The 19,721-nt window shown below is 59.3% G+C and carries 14 protein-coding genes; 8 read left to right on the forward strand and 6 right to left on the reverse strand.

Features of this window, described 5'->3' with window-relative positions; genetic code table 11:
* Positions 1–8: 8 nt before the first annotated feature.
* From I6L40_RS11270 to htpG, 8 genes are all read left to right on the forward strand, one after another.
* Positions 9–1,439, forward strand: a complete 1,431-nt coding sequence (locus tag I6L40_RS11270; RefSeq protein WP_216994269.1) for a VasL domain-containing protein — start codon at positions 9–11, stop codon at positions 1,437–1,439.
* A gap of 302 nt (positions 1,440–1,741) precedes the next feature.
* On the forward strand, positions 1,742–2,029 hold the full coding sequence (locus I6L40_RS11275) for a type VI secretion system PAAR protein (RefSeq protein ID WP_033114654.1): 288 nt from the start codon (positions 1,742–1,744) through the stop codon (positions 2,027–2,029).
* A gap of 10 nt (positions 2,030–2,039) precedes the next feature.
* Positions 2,040–4,082, forward strand: coding sequence for a type VI secretion system tip protein VgrG (locus I6L40_RS11280; protein WP_216994270.1), 2,043 nt, complete (start codon positions 2,040–2,042; stop codon positions 4,080–4,082).
* Entirely contained in the window at positions 4,082–4,939 is an 858-nt protein-coding gene (locus I6L40_RS11285) for a DUF4123 domain-containing protein (RefSeq protein ID WP_203975944.1), read from the forward strand. The genes I6L40_RS11280 and I6L40_RS11285 overlap by 1 nt, the downstream gene beginning before the upstream one ends.
* The gene (locus I6L40_RS11290) at positions 4,936–8,373 is read left to right on the forward strand and encodes a toxin VasX (protein ID WP_338429233.1); all 3,438 of its coding nucleotides are present in this window, start codon (positions 4,936–4,938) and stop codon (positions 8,371–8,373) included. The genes I6L40_RS11285 and I6L40_RS11290 overlap by 4 nt, the downstream gene beginning before the upstream one ends.
* A gap of 270 nt (positions 8,374–8,643) precedes the next feature.
* Positions 8,644–9,525: a hypothetical protein gene (locus tag I6L40_RS11295; RefSeq protein ID WP_254204022.1), complete on the forward strand. Its 882-nt coding sequence runs from the start codon at positions 8,644–8,646 to the stop codon at positions 9,523–9,525.
* A gap of 874 nt (positions 9,526–10,399) precedes the next feature.
* On the forward strand, positions 10,400–11,002 hold the full coding sequence (gene recR, locus I6L40_RS11300; protein WP_005346280.1) for a recombination mediator RecR: 603 nt from the start codon (positions 10,400–10,402) through the stop codon (positions 11,000–11,002).
* Between the two features lie 165 nt (positions 11,003–11,167).
* Positions 11,168–13,081, forward strand: a complete 1,914-nt coding sequence (gene htpG, locus I6L40_RS11305) for a molecular chaperone HtpG (RefSeq protein ID WP_156852979.1) — start codon at positions 11,168–11,170, stop codon at positions 13,079–13,081.
* A 105-nt stretch (positions 13,082–13,186) separates the two neighbouring features.
* On the opposite strand, the gene I6L40_RS11310 is transcribed toward htpG, so the two are convergent.
* The 6 genes from I6L40_RS11310 to pspF all read right to left on the reverse strand — a co-directional run bounded on the left by I6L40_RS11310 (position 13,187) and on the right by pspF (position 19,613).
* Positions 13,187–14,005 (reverse strand): ATP-binding cassette domain-containing protein, encoded by an 819-nt coding sequence (locus tag I6L40_RS11310; protein WP_216995427.1) that lies wholly within the window; start codon positions 14,003–14,005, stop codon positions 13,187–13,189.
* Entirely contained in the window at positions 14,005–15,003 is a 999-nt protein-coding gene (locus I6L40_RS11315) for an oligopeptide/dipeptide ABC transporter ATP-binding protein (RefSeq protein WP_041210364.1), read from the reverse strand. Before I6L40_RS11315 ends, I6L40_RS11310 begins: the two co-directional genes overlap by 1 nt.
* Positions 15,003–15,896 (reverse strand): ABC transporter permease subunit, encoded by an 894-nt coding sequence (locus I6L40_RS11320; RefSeq protein ID WP_033114661.1) that lies wholly within the window; start codon positions 15,894–15,896, stop codon positions 15,003–15,005. The genes I6L40_RS11315 and I6L40_RS11320 overlap by 1 nt, the downstream gene beginning before the upstream one ends.
* Positions 15,897–15,931: 35 nt before the next feature.
* Positions 15,932–16,891 carry an ABC transporter permease subunit gene (locus I6L40_RS11325; protein WP_216994273.1) on the reverse strand — a complete coding sequence of 320 codons (960 nt, stop codon included), beginning with the start codon at positions 16,889–16,891 and terminating at the stop codon, positions 15,932–15,934.
* A 2-nt stretch (positions 16,892–16,893) separates the two neighbouring features.
* Entirely contained in the window at positions 16,894–18,489 is a 1,596-nt protein-coding gene (sapA, locus tag I6L40_RS11330) for an ABC transporter substrate-binding protein SapA (protein ID WP_071914339.1), read from the reverse strand.
* An 83-nt stretch (positions 18,490–18,572) separates the two neighbouring features.
* Positions 18,573–19,613 (reverse strand): phage shock protein operon transcriptional activator, encoded by a 1,041-nt coding sequence (gene pspF / locus I6L40_RS11335; RefSeq protein WP_043850261.1) that lies wholly within the window; start codon positions 19,611–19,613, stop codon positions 18,573–18,575.
* Between the last annotated feature and the right edge of the window lie 108 nt (positions 19,614–19,721).

A 19,721-nucleotide genomic window follows, 5' to 3' on the forward strand; every position in this document is an offset into this window, starting at 1 on the left:
AAGCCGATATGTCACAGAATCAACAAGGCCAGCAGGCGCTCAAAGTGGGGCGCGATCCCAGAATGTTGCCGGAGTACGAAGCGCTGCGCGCCGAGATCAACAAGCTCAGTCACGCCTCACGTCCCGAAGTGGACTGGGCGCTGATCCACCATCTCGCCAGCCAGATCTTCGAAAAACATGGCGTCGATCTGCAGACCGCCATCTACTTCACCCTGGCCCGTTCCCGCCTTCAGGGGCTGAGCGGTTTTACCGAAGGGTGCGAGTTTCTTGCCAACCTCATCGTCACCCAGTGGGATAGCTTCTGGCCACCGGTGCATCAGGAGCGGGCTCGCATCGAGATGCTGGACTGGTTTATCGCCCGCATCAGCGATGTGATTCGCCAGTACCAGATCAGCCATGAGGACAAGCGACTGATCTACCGCTGCGAGCGGGCGCTGCAGCTTATCAGCGAAAAGCTGCATAACTCGGGTCTGAGCCGCATTCCCCGGGTTGAAAACCTGATCCACTTTATCGAGGGCTATACCCACCTCTTTGACGAGACCGAGATCGTCATCGTCTCCGATGAGCCGGGTCTCAAGGAGGATATGCAGATCCCGCCGATGGTCTTCTTCAAATCGGACATGGACCACGAGCACGGAACGCCGATGGCATCGGTTGCCCCCGCTCTGCCGCAGGGCAGCATTCTGGTGGGGCGCGAGAAGGGGCAGGTCAAGCCGACTGTGCTCAAGATCGAGCAGCATCGCAAACAGCGTCCGGCCTGGTTCTGGTTTGGCTGTGGCCTGCTCAGCTGCGCTCTGCCGGTCATGGCATGGCTGGGCTGGCAGCACCAGCAGCAGGAGAAGGTGATTGCGATGCAGCGCCTGCAACAGCCGGCCGCCGAGTTGCCGCGCGTGCTCAGCTATGACGATATCCGTCAGGCGCGCATCGTGCTGGGGGAGCAGGCGGTGCAAGGGATGGAAAGCGAGCTGGTGGCGCGCTATCAGGCCCAGCTGGACCGGCTGGAGCAGACCTCGCCGCTCTACTGGTATCGCTATGGCGAAGGGCTGCGCAACTCGTTGCAGATGCTCTATCCCGATTCGCTGGCGGTCAAGGCGCTGGACAAGCAGTGGCAAAACGCGCTGGTGGGGCAGGGGAGCAATAACAACACCATTCCCACCTACCTTGATGCCCGTGCCGGTGTCGATGCGCTGATCGACCAGCTGCAGGAGCTGGAGCGTCAACGCAAGACGGTGACCATCTCCTATCTCAAATCCCAGCTCTATGAGGTGCAGAAAAACCTGATGCAGGAGACGCCGTTCAGTCTGCGTCTGAGCGAGCTGGAGGCGAAGAAGGCTTCGCAGGAGCCCATCACCGCCGCCGAATTGAAGGGGCTGGAGAGCGATCTGAAAGCGCTCAATATCCGCCTTTATCAGCTGCAGCAGGGTGATCTTGGTAGCTGATAGTGTTGCTGAGAGCAAGAACTTGCGCATAAAAAAGTGAGATATACCAGAAAGGCAACCTTTTGTAGTCAGGTTGCCATTTCTGCGCAATACCTTGCAGCCCAATCGCTTGCCGTATCGGCCGTTGGTGTGTAATGCACTGATTTTATTTAAAAAATATTGAATGTTTGGAGTGGCACACTCTGTGCTGCCACGACGCAGCCTGTTTTGCCCCGTGCTTGCCGCTGCAGCCTGTTGCTGTTGTGTGAGGGGCGTGGGGATAGGGCGCAGACCCGTTATCCCCGCTCATATGGAGAATCACTATGTGCCCGACTATCGCACTGCTCGGTGACATTGGCACCGACCACGACGGTTTTCACCCCTCGCCGGTCAGCGCGGCCAGTCCCGATGTGTTCCTCGATGGCAAACCGGTAGCCCGTCAGGGCGATCCGCTGGAGCCTCATGACAAGCCCAACAACCCGCCTCATCCCCGCGCTATTGCAGGTGGGGTCGGCTCGGTGCTGGTCAACGGCAAACCCATCGCCGTCACCGGTACTGCGGTTGATTGTGGTGGCGTCGTGATTGGATCCGGCAGCGGACAGGCAGGATAAGGAGCAGATCATGGCACAAAGCACCGGATTGCAATTTACCGTCAAGGTGGGGGCGCTGCCCGAGAGCACCTTCGTGGTGGCGAGTTTCCAGCTGGACGAGGGGCTGAACCGGCCGTTCAACCTGCGCCTTGAGCTGGCCAGCAGCCAGCCCGATGTCGACTTTGGCGCCGTGCTGGACCAGCCCTGCGAGCTGATGGTGTGGTACAACGGCGAGCTGCAGCGCCGGGTGTGCGGGGTAGTGAGCGAGTTTGCCCAAGGGGACAGCGGCTTTCGCCGCACCCGTTACCGCATTGAGGTGAAACCTGCCCTGTGGCGACTGGGGCTGCGCCAGAACTCTCGCATATTCCAGGCGCAGAAGCCCGACGAAATCCTCAGCATCCTGCTGCAAGAACACGGCATTACCGACTACGCCTTTGCGCTCAAGAACGAGCATGCCCAGCGCGAATACTGCGTTCAGTATCGTGAGACCGACCTCGATTTCGTGAATCGTCTCGCAGCCGAAGAGGGCTTGTTCTACTTCCACGAATTTGAAGCAGGCAAACACCGCATCGTCTTTGCCGACGACGCGGCAGCCCTGACCGTTGGCCCCGAGCTCTTCTTCAACCTCGGCAACCGCTCGCTGGAACAAGGGCCCTATGTGCGCCAGTTCCACTACCGCGAGGCGGTGCGCCCTTCGGATGTGGAGCTCAAAGACTACAGCTTCAAGACGCCAGCCTATGGTCTCTCCCACAAGAAGCAGGGTAGCGAACTTGAGCATCAACGGGATACCTACCAGCACTTCGACTACCCGGGCCGCTACAAGCAGGATGGCAGCGGCAAGGCCTTTGCCCAGCACCGGCTCGATGCCCTGCGCAATGACGCAGTCAGCGGCAGTGGCAAATCCAACAGCGCCGCATTGCTACCGGGCCAGCACTTTTCATTGACCGAACACCCCAACGGCAGCCTCAACACCGACTGGCAAATCGTCCATATCCGCCACACCGGTGAACAACCGCAGGCGCTGGAGGAAGAGGGTGGCAGCGGCCCGACCGTCTACCACAACGAATTTGGCGTGGTGAAGGCGAGCACCACTTGGCGGGCCCGCATCGGCAGCCCGGAAGCACCTCACAAACCCATGGTGGATGGCCCGCAAATCGCCATCGTGGTGGGTCCCGAGGGGGAAGAGATTTACTGCGACGAGCATGGCCGGGTGAAGCTGCAATTCCCGTGGGACAGATATGGCAGCTCCAACGACCAGAGCTCCTGCTGGGTGCGAGTGAGCCAGGGCTGGGCGGGCGGTCAATACGGCATGATGGCCATCCCGCGCATCGGCCACGAGGTCATCGTCTCGTTTCTGGAAGGAGACCCCGACCAGCCTATCGTGACCGGTCGCACCTACCACGCCACCAACCGGCCACCTTACGAGCTGCCCGCCAACAAGACCCGCACCGTGCTGCGCACCGAAACCCACAAGGGGGAGGGCTTCAACGAGCTGCGCTTTGAAGACCAGGCGGGACAGGAAGAGATTTACATCCACGGTCAGAAAGACCTGAATGTGCTGATCGAAAACGATGCGGCTTGGCATATCAAGCACGACCAGCACACGGATATCGACAATGAGCGCGTGACCCGCATCAAGGCCAATGACCACCTGACGGTAGAAGGCGAAAAGCGCGACCAGATCAAAGCGGACTACTCGCTGACGGTGGATACCTCCATGCACCAGAAGCTGGGTCAATCCCTGCTGGTTGATGCTGGTCAGGAGGTGCATCACAAGGCGGGCATGAAGATCGTGATGGAGGCCGGCGCCGAGTTGACCCTCAAGGTGGGCGGCAGCTTTGTGAAGCTCGACGCCGGTGGCGTCACGCTAAGCGGTGGCTCCATCAAGATGAACTCCGGCGGTAGCCCGGGCTCTGGCTCCGGTTGGGCTGGGCAGATGCCGATCCAGCCCGGTGCGGTTGAGGTTGTTGCCCCCCCTGTGCCTATGGATCCGGTGCGCCAGATTGCCACGCTCAAATCGGCAGAGCCGGTCTGTGAGATTTGTGAACAGTTGGCCAAGGGGGAGAGCCAGTAATGGTTTTGCCCGAGTTTGATTTGTCCAAAGGAGAGCAACTCTATCTGCTGCTCGATGGCGGGCAGATCCCCGAGCTTGAACGGCAGTTGTTTGAGGTAACCGATAGCCCCGTTTACCAGCCGCTTTATCTCTACGCTCCATGGGATAGTCTGCGGGAGGTCTCTCCCTGTTTAGTAGAGGCATCACCAGCACTGCTCGATTGGTATGCCAATGGAGAAGATGAGTGGGGATATCTCCTTTCCTCTCGGCTTCCGTTATTACCACTCGCGGAGCGGCTACGCCAATTGATCGAGGTTGAAAGTCCCTACGGTAGTTGCATTTTGCTCAAGATGGCTCAACCCGATGGCATGTTTCGCTTACTGATCGATGACGAGCCTTGGCTTTGGCAGGCTATTGAGCAGGTATGGATCCCTGTGCACAAGTTGCTGTGCCCAAACTCCCCTGCCGAATGGTGGAACAAAAAGGTTTCCACGTCGGAACTGCCAGCTGGCAAGTTGCTACGTCTGAGTGACGCCCAGTGGACACGTCTTGGAGAGGTAACCTGGTTGAACACCCTAAATGATATTTGGCTCCATATGGAGAAATGGTTCCCCGAACGTCTGGGTGAACAGGTTAATGCTCCTCAATGGGTCTCAAAGTGGGCTGAATGGGGTTATGGCAATGGGTTCGAAAGCCCAAGGGACCTGCTGTTTTTCTTCAATGTACTGGGTTACCTCGGCACTGCCTGGAAGGAGAGTGACGCTTATCCCGCCATCACGGCATTAATCATGCGTACGTCTTCACTCACCCCCTCGCAGAGAATTGAGCAAGCCGCCGAGCTCGCCGAAACACAACACAGAATGGGAACTGAGATATGAGTGCTAATCAAGACGCTGCAGCAGCAAGCAGTGCCAATGCTCAGGGAAGCACTAAAGCTTGCCCATTGAAGAAAAACAAGATTCAACTATTGCCGGTTCGTTATGCGTTGGTTGAACAGAAAACGACCCATCCGGCCATAGCCAGCAGTCATGCTGCCAACATCAAGTACCGCCCTGTTGGGATCCGATTGATTGACGAGACGAGCTATCTCTATGTGATCCACAGCAAGCGCCCCGATATCATCCATGCCTATCAATTGGCTGAGAACGGGGGCGTTGCCAAGCTGGAGCAGAAAGGACTGGCATCCGCCTCAGGCAAGGAGGCGTTTGTTTATCAGGAATCGGACTCCACCATAGTGGTCAGTCGCTCCGGTTCTGTGCAGGTGCTTTACAGTCGCACCAAGATCTCACCCAAGCTGCAAGGCCAGCTGCTGCGCTCCCCCAAGCTGCGTCAAAAGATGATGCAAACCTGCCAGTTGGGCGGTTTTGATTGTCAGAATGGGTCTCGACATTTATTGCCGCCTGAGCAGCTTGAGAAGCATCTTGCAGAGGTACACCCGCAGCAAAGCACGCATGCCAAAACCGAGCAATGGTGTTGGTTGACCCAAACGCCAAAAACGCAAAGTGCTAGCGTATTGACCAGCAAAATACTGCCTGCTTACCAGGGGGAGGCCGCTATCCTGCTGCTGGAGGATCCGATCGGCCTGATGACAGAGCTGGCCAGTGCCTATCAGGCGATGGTGGAGCAAGAAGAACAATGGATGGCAGAAGGCTACAACCGTGCCGATTACTTTGCCGCCGCTCAGTTGCTCCAACTGATTGAGATGAGCGACGACCTCTTGTTGATGCAATCGGCGGACAATCAAAAGTTGGCCGAGTACAGCAAGGGCCATCCCAAGGCATTGGAGAATCGTTATCGCGACTATTGGAAGGTCAAGCAAGACTATGAAGCCGCATTGGAGAAGATGAATCGCCCCACTGCCTCGCCGTTTGGCGATAAAAAGACGTTCGAAGCCTATCGTTCCGAGCTGGCCAAGAACGACGTGATGGCAAAGGAAGCAGGCGTTTCCAGCCAAGAGTTAAAGGCGATGTTTGACCGCGCTGGTGAGCAGAAGAAAGACCTGCTCTACGGCGAAAGCTGGATGGGCATGCGGGTAGCGCGAGGAATCCTGGAGCGTATTGATGAGGAGGCCATGCGCGCCTGGTACGGGCCGGCTCAGGCCAAGGTCACCCATTGGCGGGAAAGCTGCTTCCAGCTCGAAGTTGACAGGGTTGCCATGTTGCCAGCGGCCTACACGGCCATTCCCGTCTATGACAAAGAGGTGCAGGAGCAGTTCAAACGTCGGCTGGATCTGGAGTATCACTGGTTGCTCGGCCTGGGAGACGATCCGGAACACAGGCAGAAAGTCAGTGCTTTTTTCGCCACCCTTGGTGAGCAGAACACCCATCTCTGGGTCTCCAACGCCGACAATATCGCCACCGTTGAAGACTATGATGGGCTTGCAGGGGACATCAACAACGCGCTGGGGGTCAAGGATAGCACCAGTGCGCTGATCGATGGTTTGGCTGGCCTCAAGGAGTTTCAGGCGCAGATGGCTGGCATGCATCTCAAGCTCATAGACAGCGTCCCTGTGCAGTTGCAAGGCTCCATGAACAGGCTGGCGTCGGAACTCGGCCGTCTGGCTATCCCCGAGCTGCAAAAAATGGCCGAACGGATACATGCGGCCCAGGGTCAGGCAGATAGCCTGCTGCGCCATGCCAGACCTGGCACCATTGCCATGCTGCTGGGTCAGGCGAAGAATGCGGCCGTCACCCTGGATATCGGCACTCAGAGCGACGCTGGTTACAGCCAGTGGCAGCAAAAAACCTTGGGCACGCTGGAGACGCTGCGCAAACGAGCTGAGTCTGCCACCAGTGCATACAACAAGGCGAGCAAGAGAACCGCCACCGACAGCAAGATTAGAGCTAGTGCCAATGCCGAGTGGGCCGCGGTGCAGCGTGAAAGTAAGGCGCTGAACCAGCAGGTCTTTGCAGATTGCCAGCCGATTGCCCGCCCCGGTGAGCCACACCCCGTATCCCATATCGTGATCAAGGCCAGCGGTGCGACCCTGACCGAGATAGATGAGCATTTGCGTTTGAGCCGCGCTGCCTTGCGTAATCAGGTGCTGTTTGGCAATGCGGCCAGACCCGCTTTGGGCGGCGCAACCCTTAGCGGCAGCCTGGGTCTGGTAGTGCTGGTGGCCAACTGGTTCAACTTTGCCAAAACATCGGCGGATCTGTCGCATAAGAGCAAGATCACTATGGCGCAGACCTTTGATCTATTCTCTGCTAGCGCGGGGCTGGCTGGGGCAGCATTGGCGCTCAGCGTTGAGGTGGTGCGCACCGCCGCCTATTGCCGTTGGCTCAAGGAGGGCGTTGAGAGCCACCTAAAGGCGGCCGGTCGAGTCGTAACGATGGGGACGATGGCGGTTGCAGGCTTGGGTACTGTTTCTGCATTGGCTGACGGCTATAAGCAAGGTGCACAGATAGCTCGCCACTGGCGTAGGGGAGAGTGGGAGCTTATGGTCGCCTCGGCCATCACTTTGAGTGGTGATAGCCTGCAAGCCTATGCCAGCGGCAAAATAGCAGTGGCTGGTACCCGCATGACCATGGCTGCCATCGCCGGGGAGATCAGCTGGCAGCGGGCCGCAGCTGTTACGCTGCGCTTTGCGGTGCGCTTCAACCCCTATATGTGGTTGGCCAGCGCCCTGATTTTCGGCGGCGAGTTGGCCTACAACTTCCTCAGCTCGACCCCGCTGATGCGCTGGGTCAGCGAGTCCCGCTGGGGCAAGCGCGGCATGCTGCCATTTCTGCACGCCAATCAGGAGTGGGAGTTCGATATGCAACTGCGCAAGTGGCAGGAGGTGATGCAGACCCCGCGCCTGAGGATTAAGTACAACACCGAGACCAAGACGCAGCAGCGCTTGATGGTGGGTAACATCATAGAAGTGTCGGAACAGCAACGGGTGTTGACCCAGCTGCGCATCCTGCTACCCATGACAGCCCCCGAGCAGGTTAAACTTGCCGTCCTGGTGAAGAGCGAGGGCAAGTTGGTCGATTTCACCGACCACTTTCGCCAGACCGCACCTGTGGCACAGGAGGGGTTGTATACCCGCCTCGACTTCGACTGGCCCCAGGATGATGTCAGCAGACATCGTATGGAGTGGCTGCATCTGGTGCTCTCTGTCACCACGGCGGAGGGCAACCAGTTGTTTGAGGAACAGGGGGGGCTGCGCTTCTCCCTCAATCTGCAGCAGCTTCAGGGGTTCGAAGAGGCCACGCTGGCCGGTGATGAGCCGGGCTGGAGCCAGGTAGAAGCACTCGACGAGGATGACAACTTCCCCCTGTCCCGTGGCAAGATAGTGGCCCAGTTGCAACCCCTGCTGAACCGATAACGAGGATCTATGAAACACTCAACATTGCCGTTTTTTGCCGGCCAGCACCGCCAGGAGCGCCTCGGCGCCCGCACCGTATTCAGCCCCCTGCCGGTGATGACCAATGTGCCGCCGGTGCGCCGCACCGATTGGTTGACCAAAAAGTATCCTCACTATATCGAACTGGGGGGGGCGGGTGGCTCTCTCTTTCAAACACAAGTCCTGTATATGTTTTGGGTCATGGGATTGGTCGTTTTTGCTGCATTCTTTTGGGGACCGCCCGGATCTGGCTTGAGCAATGGGCAGGGCTGGGCTGGCGTCTGGGCTGGCAACTATCAGGAGGTCTGGGTAGGGCACAACCAATGGGTGATGGAGTTTAGCTGGATGAATCTGCTGGGCGCTGTTCTGGGATTGGGGATGGGGCCCGGTCTTGCTTTACTTATCACGGTAAAAATGTTGTGGGAGCATCAGCAGCAGTTACGCCGGGTGTTGCCATTTCGCTTTCATCGCCAGCGCCGCGAAGTGATGCTGTCGCGTTGGGACAAGCGCACCAAACGCACCGAAGTCCGGATTTTCCCTTGGGAAGAGATGTGCGCCATGGTGGGAGAGGGCTCAGCCGTCTCGGTGAGTGGTGTCATGACCATGGCGAGCCTATTTTTCGGTATCAATTCGGACGAGCGACCCGGCCACTTCTGGTCCGGCATGAACGTCGGCACCCTCAGCAAAGAGGTGGGGGCCGGCGAGTGGGAGATGATCCGCCGTTATATGGAAGAGGGGTCAGAGGCCATCGACGAGCCGGCCCCGGTCACCTTTGACGGCATGATTGAGGAGTTCTGCAGGGAACGCAAGATACCCCGCTGCGCCTTCTCCCCCCTGCGCAGGCTTTGGTGGGAACTGAATGGTACCCGTTTTGGCATACTGCGCATCAATATCCAGAGCCGCTTGCAGCAGCGCTTTGCTGAGCGTTATTTCGCCGCCCATCCCGAGCTGGCAGCCTGGAGCGAGCAATTGCCACCCGAGCAGTGGGCCAAACCTAGCGAGCGGTTGATCCGTTGCAACCAGTTGCTGGCGGAGCAATATGCCCAGGGCCGGAACATCTTCACCGTGGGTGACGTGCGTGAGTTGCTGGGGGAAGAGATAACCCCACAGGCCGCTCAGGCGTTGACAACCTGAGGTTACAAGCTGATGCCTGTGATCAGGCTTGTGGCCATGAGAGTACCAATTCTCCAAAACTGGGGTCTTCATAGCGGTCTACTGGGGCAACAACGTGATGTGCAGCATTGATTTCTATTTGGCAACTCTAGACCCTGAGGGGGAACGAGTGTGACTTTAACGTCCCTCCCCCCACGGGGGTAATGTCACAGGCTCTGTTATTTTGGGAGGCTATTCGCCGTTATATGGATGAAAGCCCGGAATGTTAGGCAGGGCTTGGTTGGGATCCGAGAGCAAGGCCACTTTTGCGACATCGCGGCGGGCCCTGCTTGAAGACTGTTGCAAAACAGCCTGAACGCGTCGGTTTGCGCTGAGTCTGGCTGATTTTTCTGTCTCCTATCTGAGCCTCTTTTTCATATTGTCACCTGCAGGAATCTGCCTTTTTAGGGCGCAGAGCTATCAAAAATCGCTACATGGTCGGCCTATGCCGGAGCAAGTCGAAGCTTGGAGCGCCCCGCTTTCTCCTGAGCTGTGGGCCCAAGCCAGCGAAGCGCTTCGCTGGCAGAATGCGGCAATTGAGGCGCACTACCTGCGCCGTGGTAACCTCACCGACTTTTTAGCGAGTCAAAATGAGCGGTGAGCCTGGGCTTAGCTAATGATTTCTGGTTGCTGACGGTTTATATCCTGATCTTTAAAGTGCAAGGCATTTAATTCCCCGATTTCACATATCCACTAGTGTCAGTAGCTATGCATCAGCGCTCGACCATATCTTCGGGGAATCCGGATAGCGCGCTGGCGCTGGCTCGGGTATAGTCCTGCGCCAGTTGCGTTATCCAGTTCAGCTGACTCGCGGTTATCCAGAGAGTGGTGCGGGTTGGCCAGTGTGAGGTGTGTTATGAAATTCAGTCCCCTGCTCGACGAGATGATGAAAGCCCTGCAGGTACTGCCGGGGGTGGGGCCCAAATCGGCACAGCGGATGGCCTTTACCCTGCTTGAGCGCGAACGCAGCGGTGGCTTGCGGCTGGCCCAGCTGCTCTCCCGCGCCCTGACCGAGATTGGCCATTGCAGCCACTGCCGCACCTTTACCGAGAACGATCGCTGCGATATCTGCGCCAATCCCAAGCGGGAAGAGAACGGCCTGCTCTGCGTGGTGGAGAGCCCGGCGGACGTGGCCGCCATCGAGCAGACCGGACAGTTTTCCGGTCGTTACTTTGTGCTGATGGGCCATCTGTCGCCGCTCGATGGTATCGGCCCCGAGGAGCTGGGGCTCGATATTCTGGAGCGTCGCCTGAAAGATGAGGCGATCAGCGAACTGATCCTCGCCACCAACCCCACCATCGAGGGGGATGCCACCGCCTGGTATATCGCTGATATGGCCCGTGCTGCAGGGGTGGAGGTGAGCCGCATCGCCCACGGGGTGCCGGTGGGGGGCGAGCTGGAGCTGGTGGATGGCACCACGCTCTCCCACTCCCTGATGGGGCGTCAGCGCCTCAAATAAGGGGCTGGATAGGATTGTGCCATTACGGCCTGAGCAGAAAATCGGCAATTGAATGGAAAAAGGGGGCGAATGAGCAGGATTGCACATTCGACCCCTTGATATTTGGATCCCTGTCCCCATCTAGGTTGGGCGTATGTTCAACCCGATGTTTCTGAGGATTGGTCCATGACCCAAAGTGTTCATGCCGAAACCCACGGCTTTCAAACTGAAGTCAAACAACTGCTGAGCCTGATGGCTCACAGCCTCTACTCCAACAAAGAAGTATTCCTGCGCGAGCTGATCTCCAACGCATCCGATGCGGCGGACAAGCTGCGCTTCAAGGCGCTTTCCGATGCCTCTTTGTTCGAAAACGACGGCCAGTTGCGTGTGCGCCTGGTGGTGGACAAAGAGAAGCGTACCCTGACCATCTCCGATAACGGGATCGGTATGACCCGTGATCAGGTGATCGAGCACCTGGGTACCATCGCCAAGTCCGGCACTGCAGAATTCTTCAAAAACCTCTCCGGCGATCAGGGACGTGACTCCCAGCTGATCGGCCAGTTCGGGGTCGGTTTCTACTCCGCCTTTATCGTTGCCGATAAGGTGACCGTGGTTTCCCGCGCCGCCGGTACTGCTCCGGAGCAGGGCGTGCAGTGGGAATCGGAAGGGGAAGGCTCCTTCACCGTGGCTGACGTGACCAAAGCCGGTCGCGGTACCGACGTTATCCTGCATCTGCGCGCCGAAGAGGACGAGTTCCTCGACGACTGGCGTCTGCGCTCCGTGGTGAGCAAATACTCCGACCACATCAGCGTGCCGGTGGAAATGTACAAAGAGGGCACCCCGGATCGTGAAGAGGATGGTGAGACCATCGTCGGCACTCCGGGCGAGTGGGAGCAGGTCAACCGCGCGACTGCACTGTGGACCCGCAACCCGAAAGATATCAAGGACGAGGAGTATCAGGAGTTCTACAAGCACGTTGCTCACGACTTTGAAGATCCGCTGCTCTGGGGTCACAACCGGGTGGAAGGGGCTCAGGAGTACACCAGCCTGCTCTACGTACCGGCCCGCGCACCGTTCGACCTCTACAACCGCGAGCAGAAGCACGGTCTGAAGCTCTACGTGCAGCGCGTCTTCATCATGGACGATGCCGAGCAGTTTATGCCGACCTACCTGCGCTTCGTCAAAGGGGTGCTGGACTCCAACGATCTGCCGCTCAACGTCAGCCGTGAAATCCTGCAGGACAACAAGGTGACCGCCTCTCTGCGCAAGGCTTGCTCCAAGCGCGTGCTGACCATGCTCTCCAAGCTGGCGAAAGACGATGCCGAGAAGTATGCCAAGTTCTGGAGCGAGTTCGGTAACGTGCTCAAAGAGGGCCCGGCCGAGGATTACGCCAACCGCGAAGAGATCGCCAAGCTGCTGCGCTTTGCCAGCACTGCTGGCGAGGGCGAAGCCCAGACCGTCTCTCTCGAGGATTACGTTGGCCGCATGAAGGAAGGTCAGCAGAAGATTTACTACATCACCGCCGACTCTTATGCCGCTGCCAAGAACAGCCCGCACCTCGAGATCTTCCGCAAGAAGGGTGTCGAAGTGCTGCTGATGTGGGAGCGGGTGGACGAGTGGCTGATGAGCCACCTGACCGAGTTCGACGGCAAGCAGCTCATCTCCGTCACCCGTGGCGAACTGGATCTCGGCGATCTGGAAGATGAAGCATCCAAGCAGGCGCAGGAAGAGGCCGAAAAAGCCAATGCAGGTCTGGTTGAGCGGGTCAAGAAGAGCCTCGGCGAAGCGGTTAAAGAGGTGCGTGTCACCCATCGTCTGACCGACTCCCCCTCCTGCATCGTGACCGACGCCTACGGCATGAGCACCCAGATGATCAAGCTGATGCGCGCCGCCGGTCAGCCGGTACCGGAGCAGAAGTACATTCTGGAGCTCAACCCCGACCATGCGCTGGTGAAGAAGCTCGACACCATTCAGGATGAAGCTCTGTTCGGCGAGTGGGTCACCCTGCTGCACGAACAGGCCCAGCTGGCCGAACAGGGCGGGCTCAACGATCCGGCGAGCTTCGTCTCCCGCATCAACCGCCTGTTGCTGCAAGCCTAAGCTGCCACACCGATAACAAAAAGCCCACTGCATTCAGTGGGCTTTTTTGATCCTGCCGTGTGATAACGGTGAAACACAACGGCAGGGGAGGCGGCCAGCGCCTCTCTATTTGCGATATTCGTTGTTGTAGTTCTGAATGAGGCGGCGGGTCACCTCGTGCTGGGGGTCGGCAAACACCTTGAGGGTCTTGCCACGCTCCACCACGCGCCCTTCATGCACTACCAGCACCTCGTCGCTGATATGGCTGACGATACCTAGATCGTTGGCTACCAGCACATAGCTCAGCCCCATGGTCTCCTGCATCTCCAGCAGCAGGTTGATGATCTGGGAGCGTACCGAGATATCCAGGGTGGTGAGTGCTTCGTCGGCCACCACGATTTTGGGGTTGAGAATAAGCGCCCGGGCCAGTGCGACCCGCTGCTGCTGACCGGAGGAGAGCATCTGCGGGTAGAAGAGGGCGTGATCGGGCAGCATGCCCACCATGCGCAGGGTCTGCACCACCTTCTCGCGGCGCTCCTCCTCGGTCATTTCGGTGTTGAGGCGTAGCGGCGTCTCAAGGATCTGGCCGACCCGGATCTTGCGGTTCAGCGAGGTATTGGGATCCTGAAAGATCATCCGCAGCAGCTTGCAGCGAGTCTGGTAATCGCCATGCACCATCAGCTGACCGTCGATGGCGATGTCGCCGCTGGTGGGCTCAATCATGCCGGCCAGAATGCGGGCCAGGGTGCTCTTGCCGGAGCCCGCTTCACCGACGATGGCCAGGGTCTGGCCCACTTCAAGGTCAAACGATAGGGGCTTGATCGCCTCCACGGCCTGACGACGGAACAGGCCGGTACGGTTCTGGTAGGTTTTGCTCAGGCCCCTCACTTGCAGCAGGGAGGGCTCAATTACATGCGCCTCTCTGGCGGGGGCGTTGCTGGTCATCATTTTTTCGGCTCCTCCATGTTCAGCGGGAAGTGGCAGCTGAACTGGTGTCCCTTCACCTTGTTCATCACCGGGGTCTGCACGCACTGCTTCTGGGCATAGGGGCAGCGCGGGCCGAGCCGGCAGCCGATAGGCAGATGCTGCAGCGGCGGGATGACGCCGGGCAGGGTTTCGAGGCGCGACTTGTGGCGCACCAGCTTGTCAAAATCGGGGATCGACTTGAGCAGCGCATCGGTATAGGGGTGATGCGGCGTCTCGAGGATCTGCTCGCGGGTACCTACTTCCACCATCTGGCCGCAGTACATCACGTTGATGGTATCGGTCAGGTTGGCGATGGCGGCGATGTCGTTGCTGATGATCAGGATGGTGGTGTTGCCCAGCTTGTTCATCTTGTCCAGCAGCCGCAGGATCTGGGAGTGGGTGGTGGACTCCATGGCACTGGTGGGTTCGTCGGCAACCAGCAGGCGCGGCTGGTTGGCAATCGCCATGGCGATCATCACCTTCTGGCACATGCCATCCGACAGCTCATGGGGATAGGCGCGCATCACCTTGCGATGATCCTTGACCCCGACCCGGTGCAGCAGGGCAATCGCCCGCTTCTTGCGCCACTGGAAGCGCTGCCAGAACTGTCCCTCGAACGAATCGGTCGGGATCGCCTCTTCCAGCTGGGTGCCAATCTCCTCGGAGGGGTCGAGACAGCTGATGGGATCCTGGAAGATCATGGCGATCTCGCGGCCCATGATGCGGCGTCGCTCGCGGGGCGCCATGGTCAGCAGATCCATGTCGTTGAAGCGCATCCGGTCGGCGCGTACCGTCCAGTTATCCTTTTCGATGCCGACGATCACTTTGGCGATCAGGCTCTTGCCCGAGCCGGATTCGCCGACCAGTCCGCGGATCTCCCCCTCGTTGAGGGTGAGGCTCACCTTGTCTACCGCCTTCACCTTGCCCTGCGGCGTGTCGATCTCGATGGTGAGATTGCGTATATCTAGCAACGGCATCAGTCATTCCCCTCTTTGAGCGCTTCGCGGATGCCCTCACCAACCAGGTTGGTCACCAGCACGCTGAACAGAATGGCGATGCCGGGCAGGGTGACGGTCCAGGGGGCGAGATAGATAAGATCGCTCGAGTCAGCCAGCATGGCGCCCCACTCCGACTGGGGCGTCTGGGCGCCAAGGCCGAGAAAACCGACCGCGGAGATATCGAGGATGGCGGCCGAGAGGGTACGGGTGGTCTGGGCCACCAGGGTCTCGACGATATTGGGCAAAATGGCCAGCCGCATGATCCGCAAGGGGGGCGAACCATCGAGCCGGCTGGCGATGATGTACTCCTTCTGCATCTCGGCATGCACTGCGTTGTAGGTAGCCCGGATAAACGGCGGGATCAGCGCGAGGGTGATGGCGATCAGGGTGTTGCCAAGGCCCGGCCCCATGATGGCAACCATGATGATGGCCATCAGCAGGGAGGGGATGGAGAGCAGGGTATCGAGCAGATGGTGCAATACGCTCGATTTGAGCCCCTTGCTCATGCCGCCGAGGATGCCGATGGCAGAACCGACCACCATGGCGATCACCACCACGATGAGGGCGCAGCCGAAGGTGAGCCGCGCGCCGACCACCAGCCGGGAGAGGATATCCCGTCCCAGATCGTCGGTGCCGAGGAAGAAGTCGATATTGCCGTTGTTGGCCCAGGAGGGGGCTAGCAGCAGATGCTCGGCATGCTGCTCATCGATGCCGTAGGGCACCACCAACGGGCCGAACAGGGTGATGATCAGCAGCAGCAAAAAGCCCCACAGGCCTGCCATGGCAAGCGGATTGCGGCTGTAGGAGGCCCACGTCTGCTCCAGCGGCGAGAGGATCTTGAGCTCGGGATAGATGTTCGATTTATCTTGCATAGGGTACCTGGCTCCTGGTCACGCCATGAGCGCGTTCAATCTTGTTTGGCATAGAGCTCTTTGCGCCGTGCCGGATAGATAAGGGTGGTGAGCAGCTCGGTGCTGACACTGATCAGGATGACGAAACTGGCGATGACCAGGGTCGCGCCGCGAATGGCAGCGTAATCCTGCAGGGCGATGCTGCTGACCAGCCAGCGGCCGATGCCATGCCACTCGAACACCACCTCGGTGATCATGGCGGAGGTGAGCACACTGCCTAGCTGCAGACCGAGCAATGGCAGTACCGGAGGCAGGGCGTTTTTCAGACCATGGCGCCAGACAATCTGCCACTTGGAGAGGCCACGGCTGGCCGCTGCCCTGATGTAGTTCTGTTTCATCACGTCGATGAGCGAGCTGCGCACATGGCGGATCACCTCGGTCGTCGGCACCACCGCCAGCACCAGCGAGGGGAGGATAAGGTGGCGCAGAGCATCGTGCAGCGCCGCCTGACGCCAGGGCTCCTGACTCAGCAACACGTCGATGACGGCGATGCCGGTGATGGGTGGCACATCATAGAGCAGGCTGATCTGGCCCGATGCTGGCAGCCAGCCGAGATCCAGTGAAAAGAGCATCACCACCAGCAACGCCAGCCAGAACACCGGCACCGCATAGCCGATAAGGCCGGCGGTCATGATGGAGAGATCCAGCGGCTTGCCCTGTGACAGGGCGGCCAGGGTACCGAGCGGGATCCCCACCAGCAGCGAGATGGTGAAAGCGGCCAGACAGAGGATCAGGGTCGCCGGGAAGTAGTGGCGAATTTCGTCCAGCACCGGCAGGCCGGAGACGCTGGAGAGGCCGAGATCCCCGGCCAGAATATGGCGCAGGAAGTCGGGGTAGCCGCTCCAGAAGCTCAGCTGATGGCCGAGCAGGCGATAGTCCAGCAGGTAGGCGACAAAGGTCAGGGCCAGCAGGGTAATGAGCAGCAGGTTGATGCGACGCAAGGTGTATAAAAGCATGCTTACTCCCGATGAGCCTGATTGAAGGAGGTGCCGCCAAAGGGCATCAGGATCAGCCCCTCGATGTCACTGCGGCTGACCTGGGTGCGCAGGGCATGGGCCAGCGGAATGAGGGGCAGCTGCTCGTTGAGCAGGGTCTGGGCGTAGTAGTAGTTGCGCAGCCGGAAGGCCAGCTGGGGCGTGGTGACCGCATCGTCCAGCAGCTGATCGAAGGCCGGGCTGCACCAGCGGCTGTAGTTGTTGCCGCGCTCGACCGCCGAGCAGCTCAGCAGCTGGCGGAAGAAGTTGTCCGGGTCGGCGTTGTCGGCAATCCAGCCAGAGAGCAGGCTGTCGTACTGACCGGCGGCCAGGCGTTTCTCGATGACGGGCCACGCCTGCTGGACGATCTTGAGCTTGATGCCCACCTTGGCCAGATCGCTTCGCATCAGCTGGGCGGTCTTGAGCGCATCCGGGTTGTAGGGGCGGGCGTCCGGTTGCACCAGCACCTGCATCTCGAATCCCTTCTCGAGCCCTGCTTCCTTGAGCAGCTTGCGGGCCAGCGCCAGATCTGGCTTGCGCATCGGCAGGCTGGGGTTATAGCCCCACGAGAGCGGTGGCAGCAGGCTGTTGGCCGGTAGACCGGTATCGAAATAGACCGCTTGCAACAGGTTGTCGATATTGATGGTGCTGGCAATGGCCTGACGCACCTTGACGTTGTTGAACGGCGGCTTGCGGGTATTGAGGGCCAAAAATGCCACGTTCATCCCCGACTGTACCGAAAGGCTGAGGTCGGGATGTTGCTTGATCACCGAGAGCTGGCTGGCGGCTGGCGTGCTCATCACGTCGCACTCGCCGGTCAGCAGTTTGGCCAGCCGCTTGGACGAGCGCGGGGTGATGTCATAGACCAGTTGCTCGATCCGGGCAGGGCCGTTCCAGTAGCCGGGATGGCGCAGATAGCGGATGAACTCGTTGTGGCGATACTCCTTGAAGCTGAACGGGCCGGTGCCGATGGGGCGGGTATCGAGCAGCGCCGGGGTTCCCGCCTTGAGCATCTGCTCGGCGTATTCGGCGGAGAGGATCACCGCATAGTCGCTGGCCAGGGTCGCGAGGAAGGAGGCGTTGGGCTGGTTCAACTCGAACACCACCTGCTGCGGCCCCTTCTTGTAGACCCGCTTGATGAGCTGATCCTGCCCCAAGCTGTAGAAGAAGGGGTAGTCGCCGCCGGAGACGTTGTGATAGGGGTGGTGCTCGTCGAGTTGACGGGCGTAGGTAAAGACCACGTCATCGGCATTGAGGGTGCGGCTTGGCTTGAACCAGGGGGTGTGGTGGAAACTCACCCCCTTGCGCAGGGTCAGGGTATAGGTGAGGCCATCCTCGCTCACATGCCAGTTGGTGGCGAGCGCCGGCTCCAGTGCCAGAGTATTGGGGTTGACCTCCAGCAGGCGGTCGTAGAGCGGACGAGCGCTGGCATCCAGCGTAACCCCGGTGTTGGAGACATGGGGGTTGAAGGAGAGGGGAGAGCCCTCAGCGCAGTAGATGAGTCCGGTCTTGGAAGCTTCGGATTGCTTGTTGCAGCCGGTGAGCAGAACCAGCAGACCGAGCAGCAAGGGTGTGAGCATTCTCATTGTTGAACCATGTTTTTGATACGCATCTGTTTTTATATGAATGCGCCAGCACTGTGCTGGCTTTGTTGGTGCCGGTGTCAGTCGGACTCTTTCTGGTCTTGTTCCGTATCGTTGTCGCCATCCTGCAACTGATACTTGCGTAGCATGCCACGAAACTGGTGATAGCTTAAGGCCAGCAGTTGGGCGGCTTTGCGCTGATTATACTGGGATTGCTGCATCGCCTGCTTGAGTAAATTAATCTCGAACTCCGCCACAGCCTGCTTGAGATCGAGCGGCAACGCCCCGGTTGTCGCACCTTGCGGCTCGCTTTTACTCTCCTGACTGCGAGCGGCTACGGGCCGCCAGGGGGAATCAAACGGATTGATCACCAGCTCGGCCAGCGGCAACTGGGGGTTGCCCTGGCGGTAGATGCTGCGCTCCACCACGTTTTTCAGCTCCCGCACGTTGCCAGGCCAGGGGTAATCGAGCAGCAGCTGGGTTGCTTTACGCGAGAAACCGGCAAAGAGCGGATAGCCCAGCTCCCGGGTCATGCTGTGGGCGAAGTGCTCCGCCAGCATCAGGATATCTTCCCGCCGCTCCCGCAAGGGGGGGAGGGTAATCACATCAAACGCGAGTCGGTCCAGCAGATCGTGGCGAAACAGCCCCTTGTCGGCCAGTGCCGGGAGATCTTCGTTGGTCGCGCAGACCAGACGCACATCCACCTTGAGGGGCTTGGCCCCGCCCACTCGCTCGAACTCGCCATACTCGATGACCCGCAGCAGCTTCTCCTGTACCCGGGCGCTGGTGGTGGCCAGCTCGTCAAGGAACAGGGTGCCGCCATCGGCCCGCTCGAAGCGGCCTTGATGGCGCTTGGCTGCGCCGGTAAAGGAGCCCGCCTCGTGACCGAACAGCTCGGTCTCCAGCAGACTCTCGCTCAAGGTGGCGCAGTTGATGGTGACAAAGCTTTGATCCCAGCGCGCCGAGAGATAATGTAGGCGGTGGGCGATGAGCTCCTTGCCCGTTCCCCGCTCACCGATGATCAGCACGGGTTTGCGCAGCGGGGCGAGCCGTGAGGCCTGCTCGATGATCTCGAGGAATGCGTTGGATTCCCCCAGCAGGCTTTCCGTGGCCGTGGTCATAGTGATCCCTGTCGGTTGTTAAAGCTGGTCAATCTTACCAAAAGTTGGTGATTTTTATCACCACCTGCATGGCATCTATTGAAACGGGGCAAAGCAGCCCCATATAAA

The sequence above is a fragment of the Aeromonas sp. FDAARGOS 1410 genome (assembly GCF_019048745.1).
GTDB lineage: Bacteria > Pseudomonadota > Gammaproteobacteria > Enterobacterales > Aeromonadaceae > Aeromonas > Aeromonas jandaei.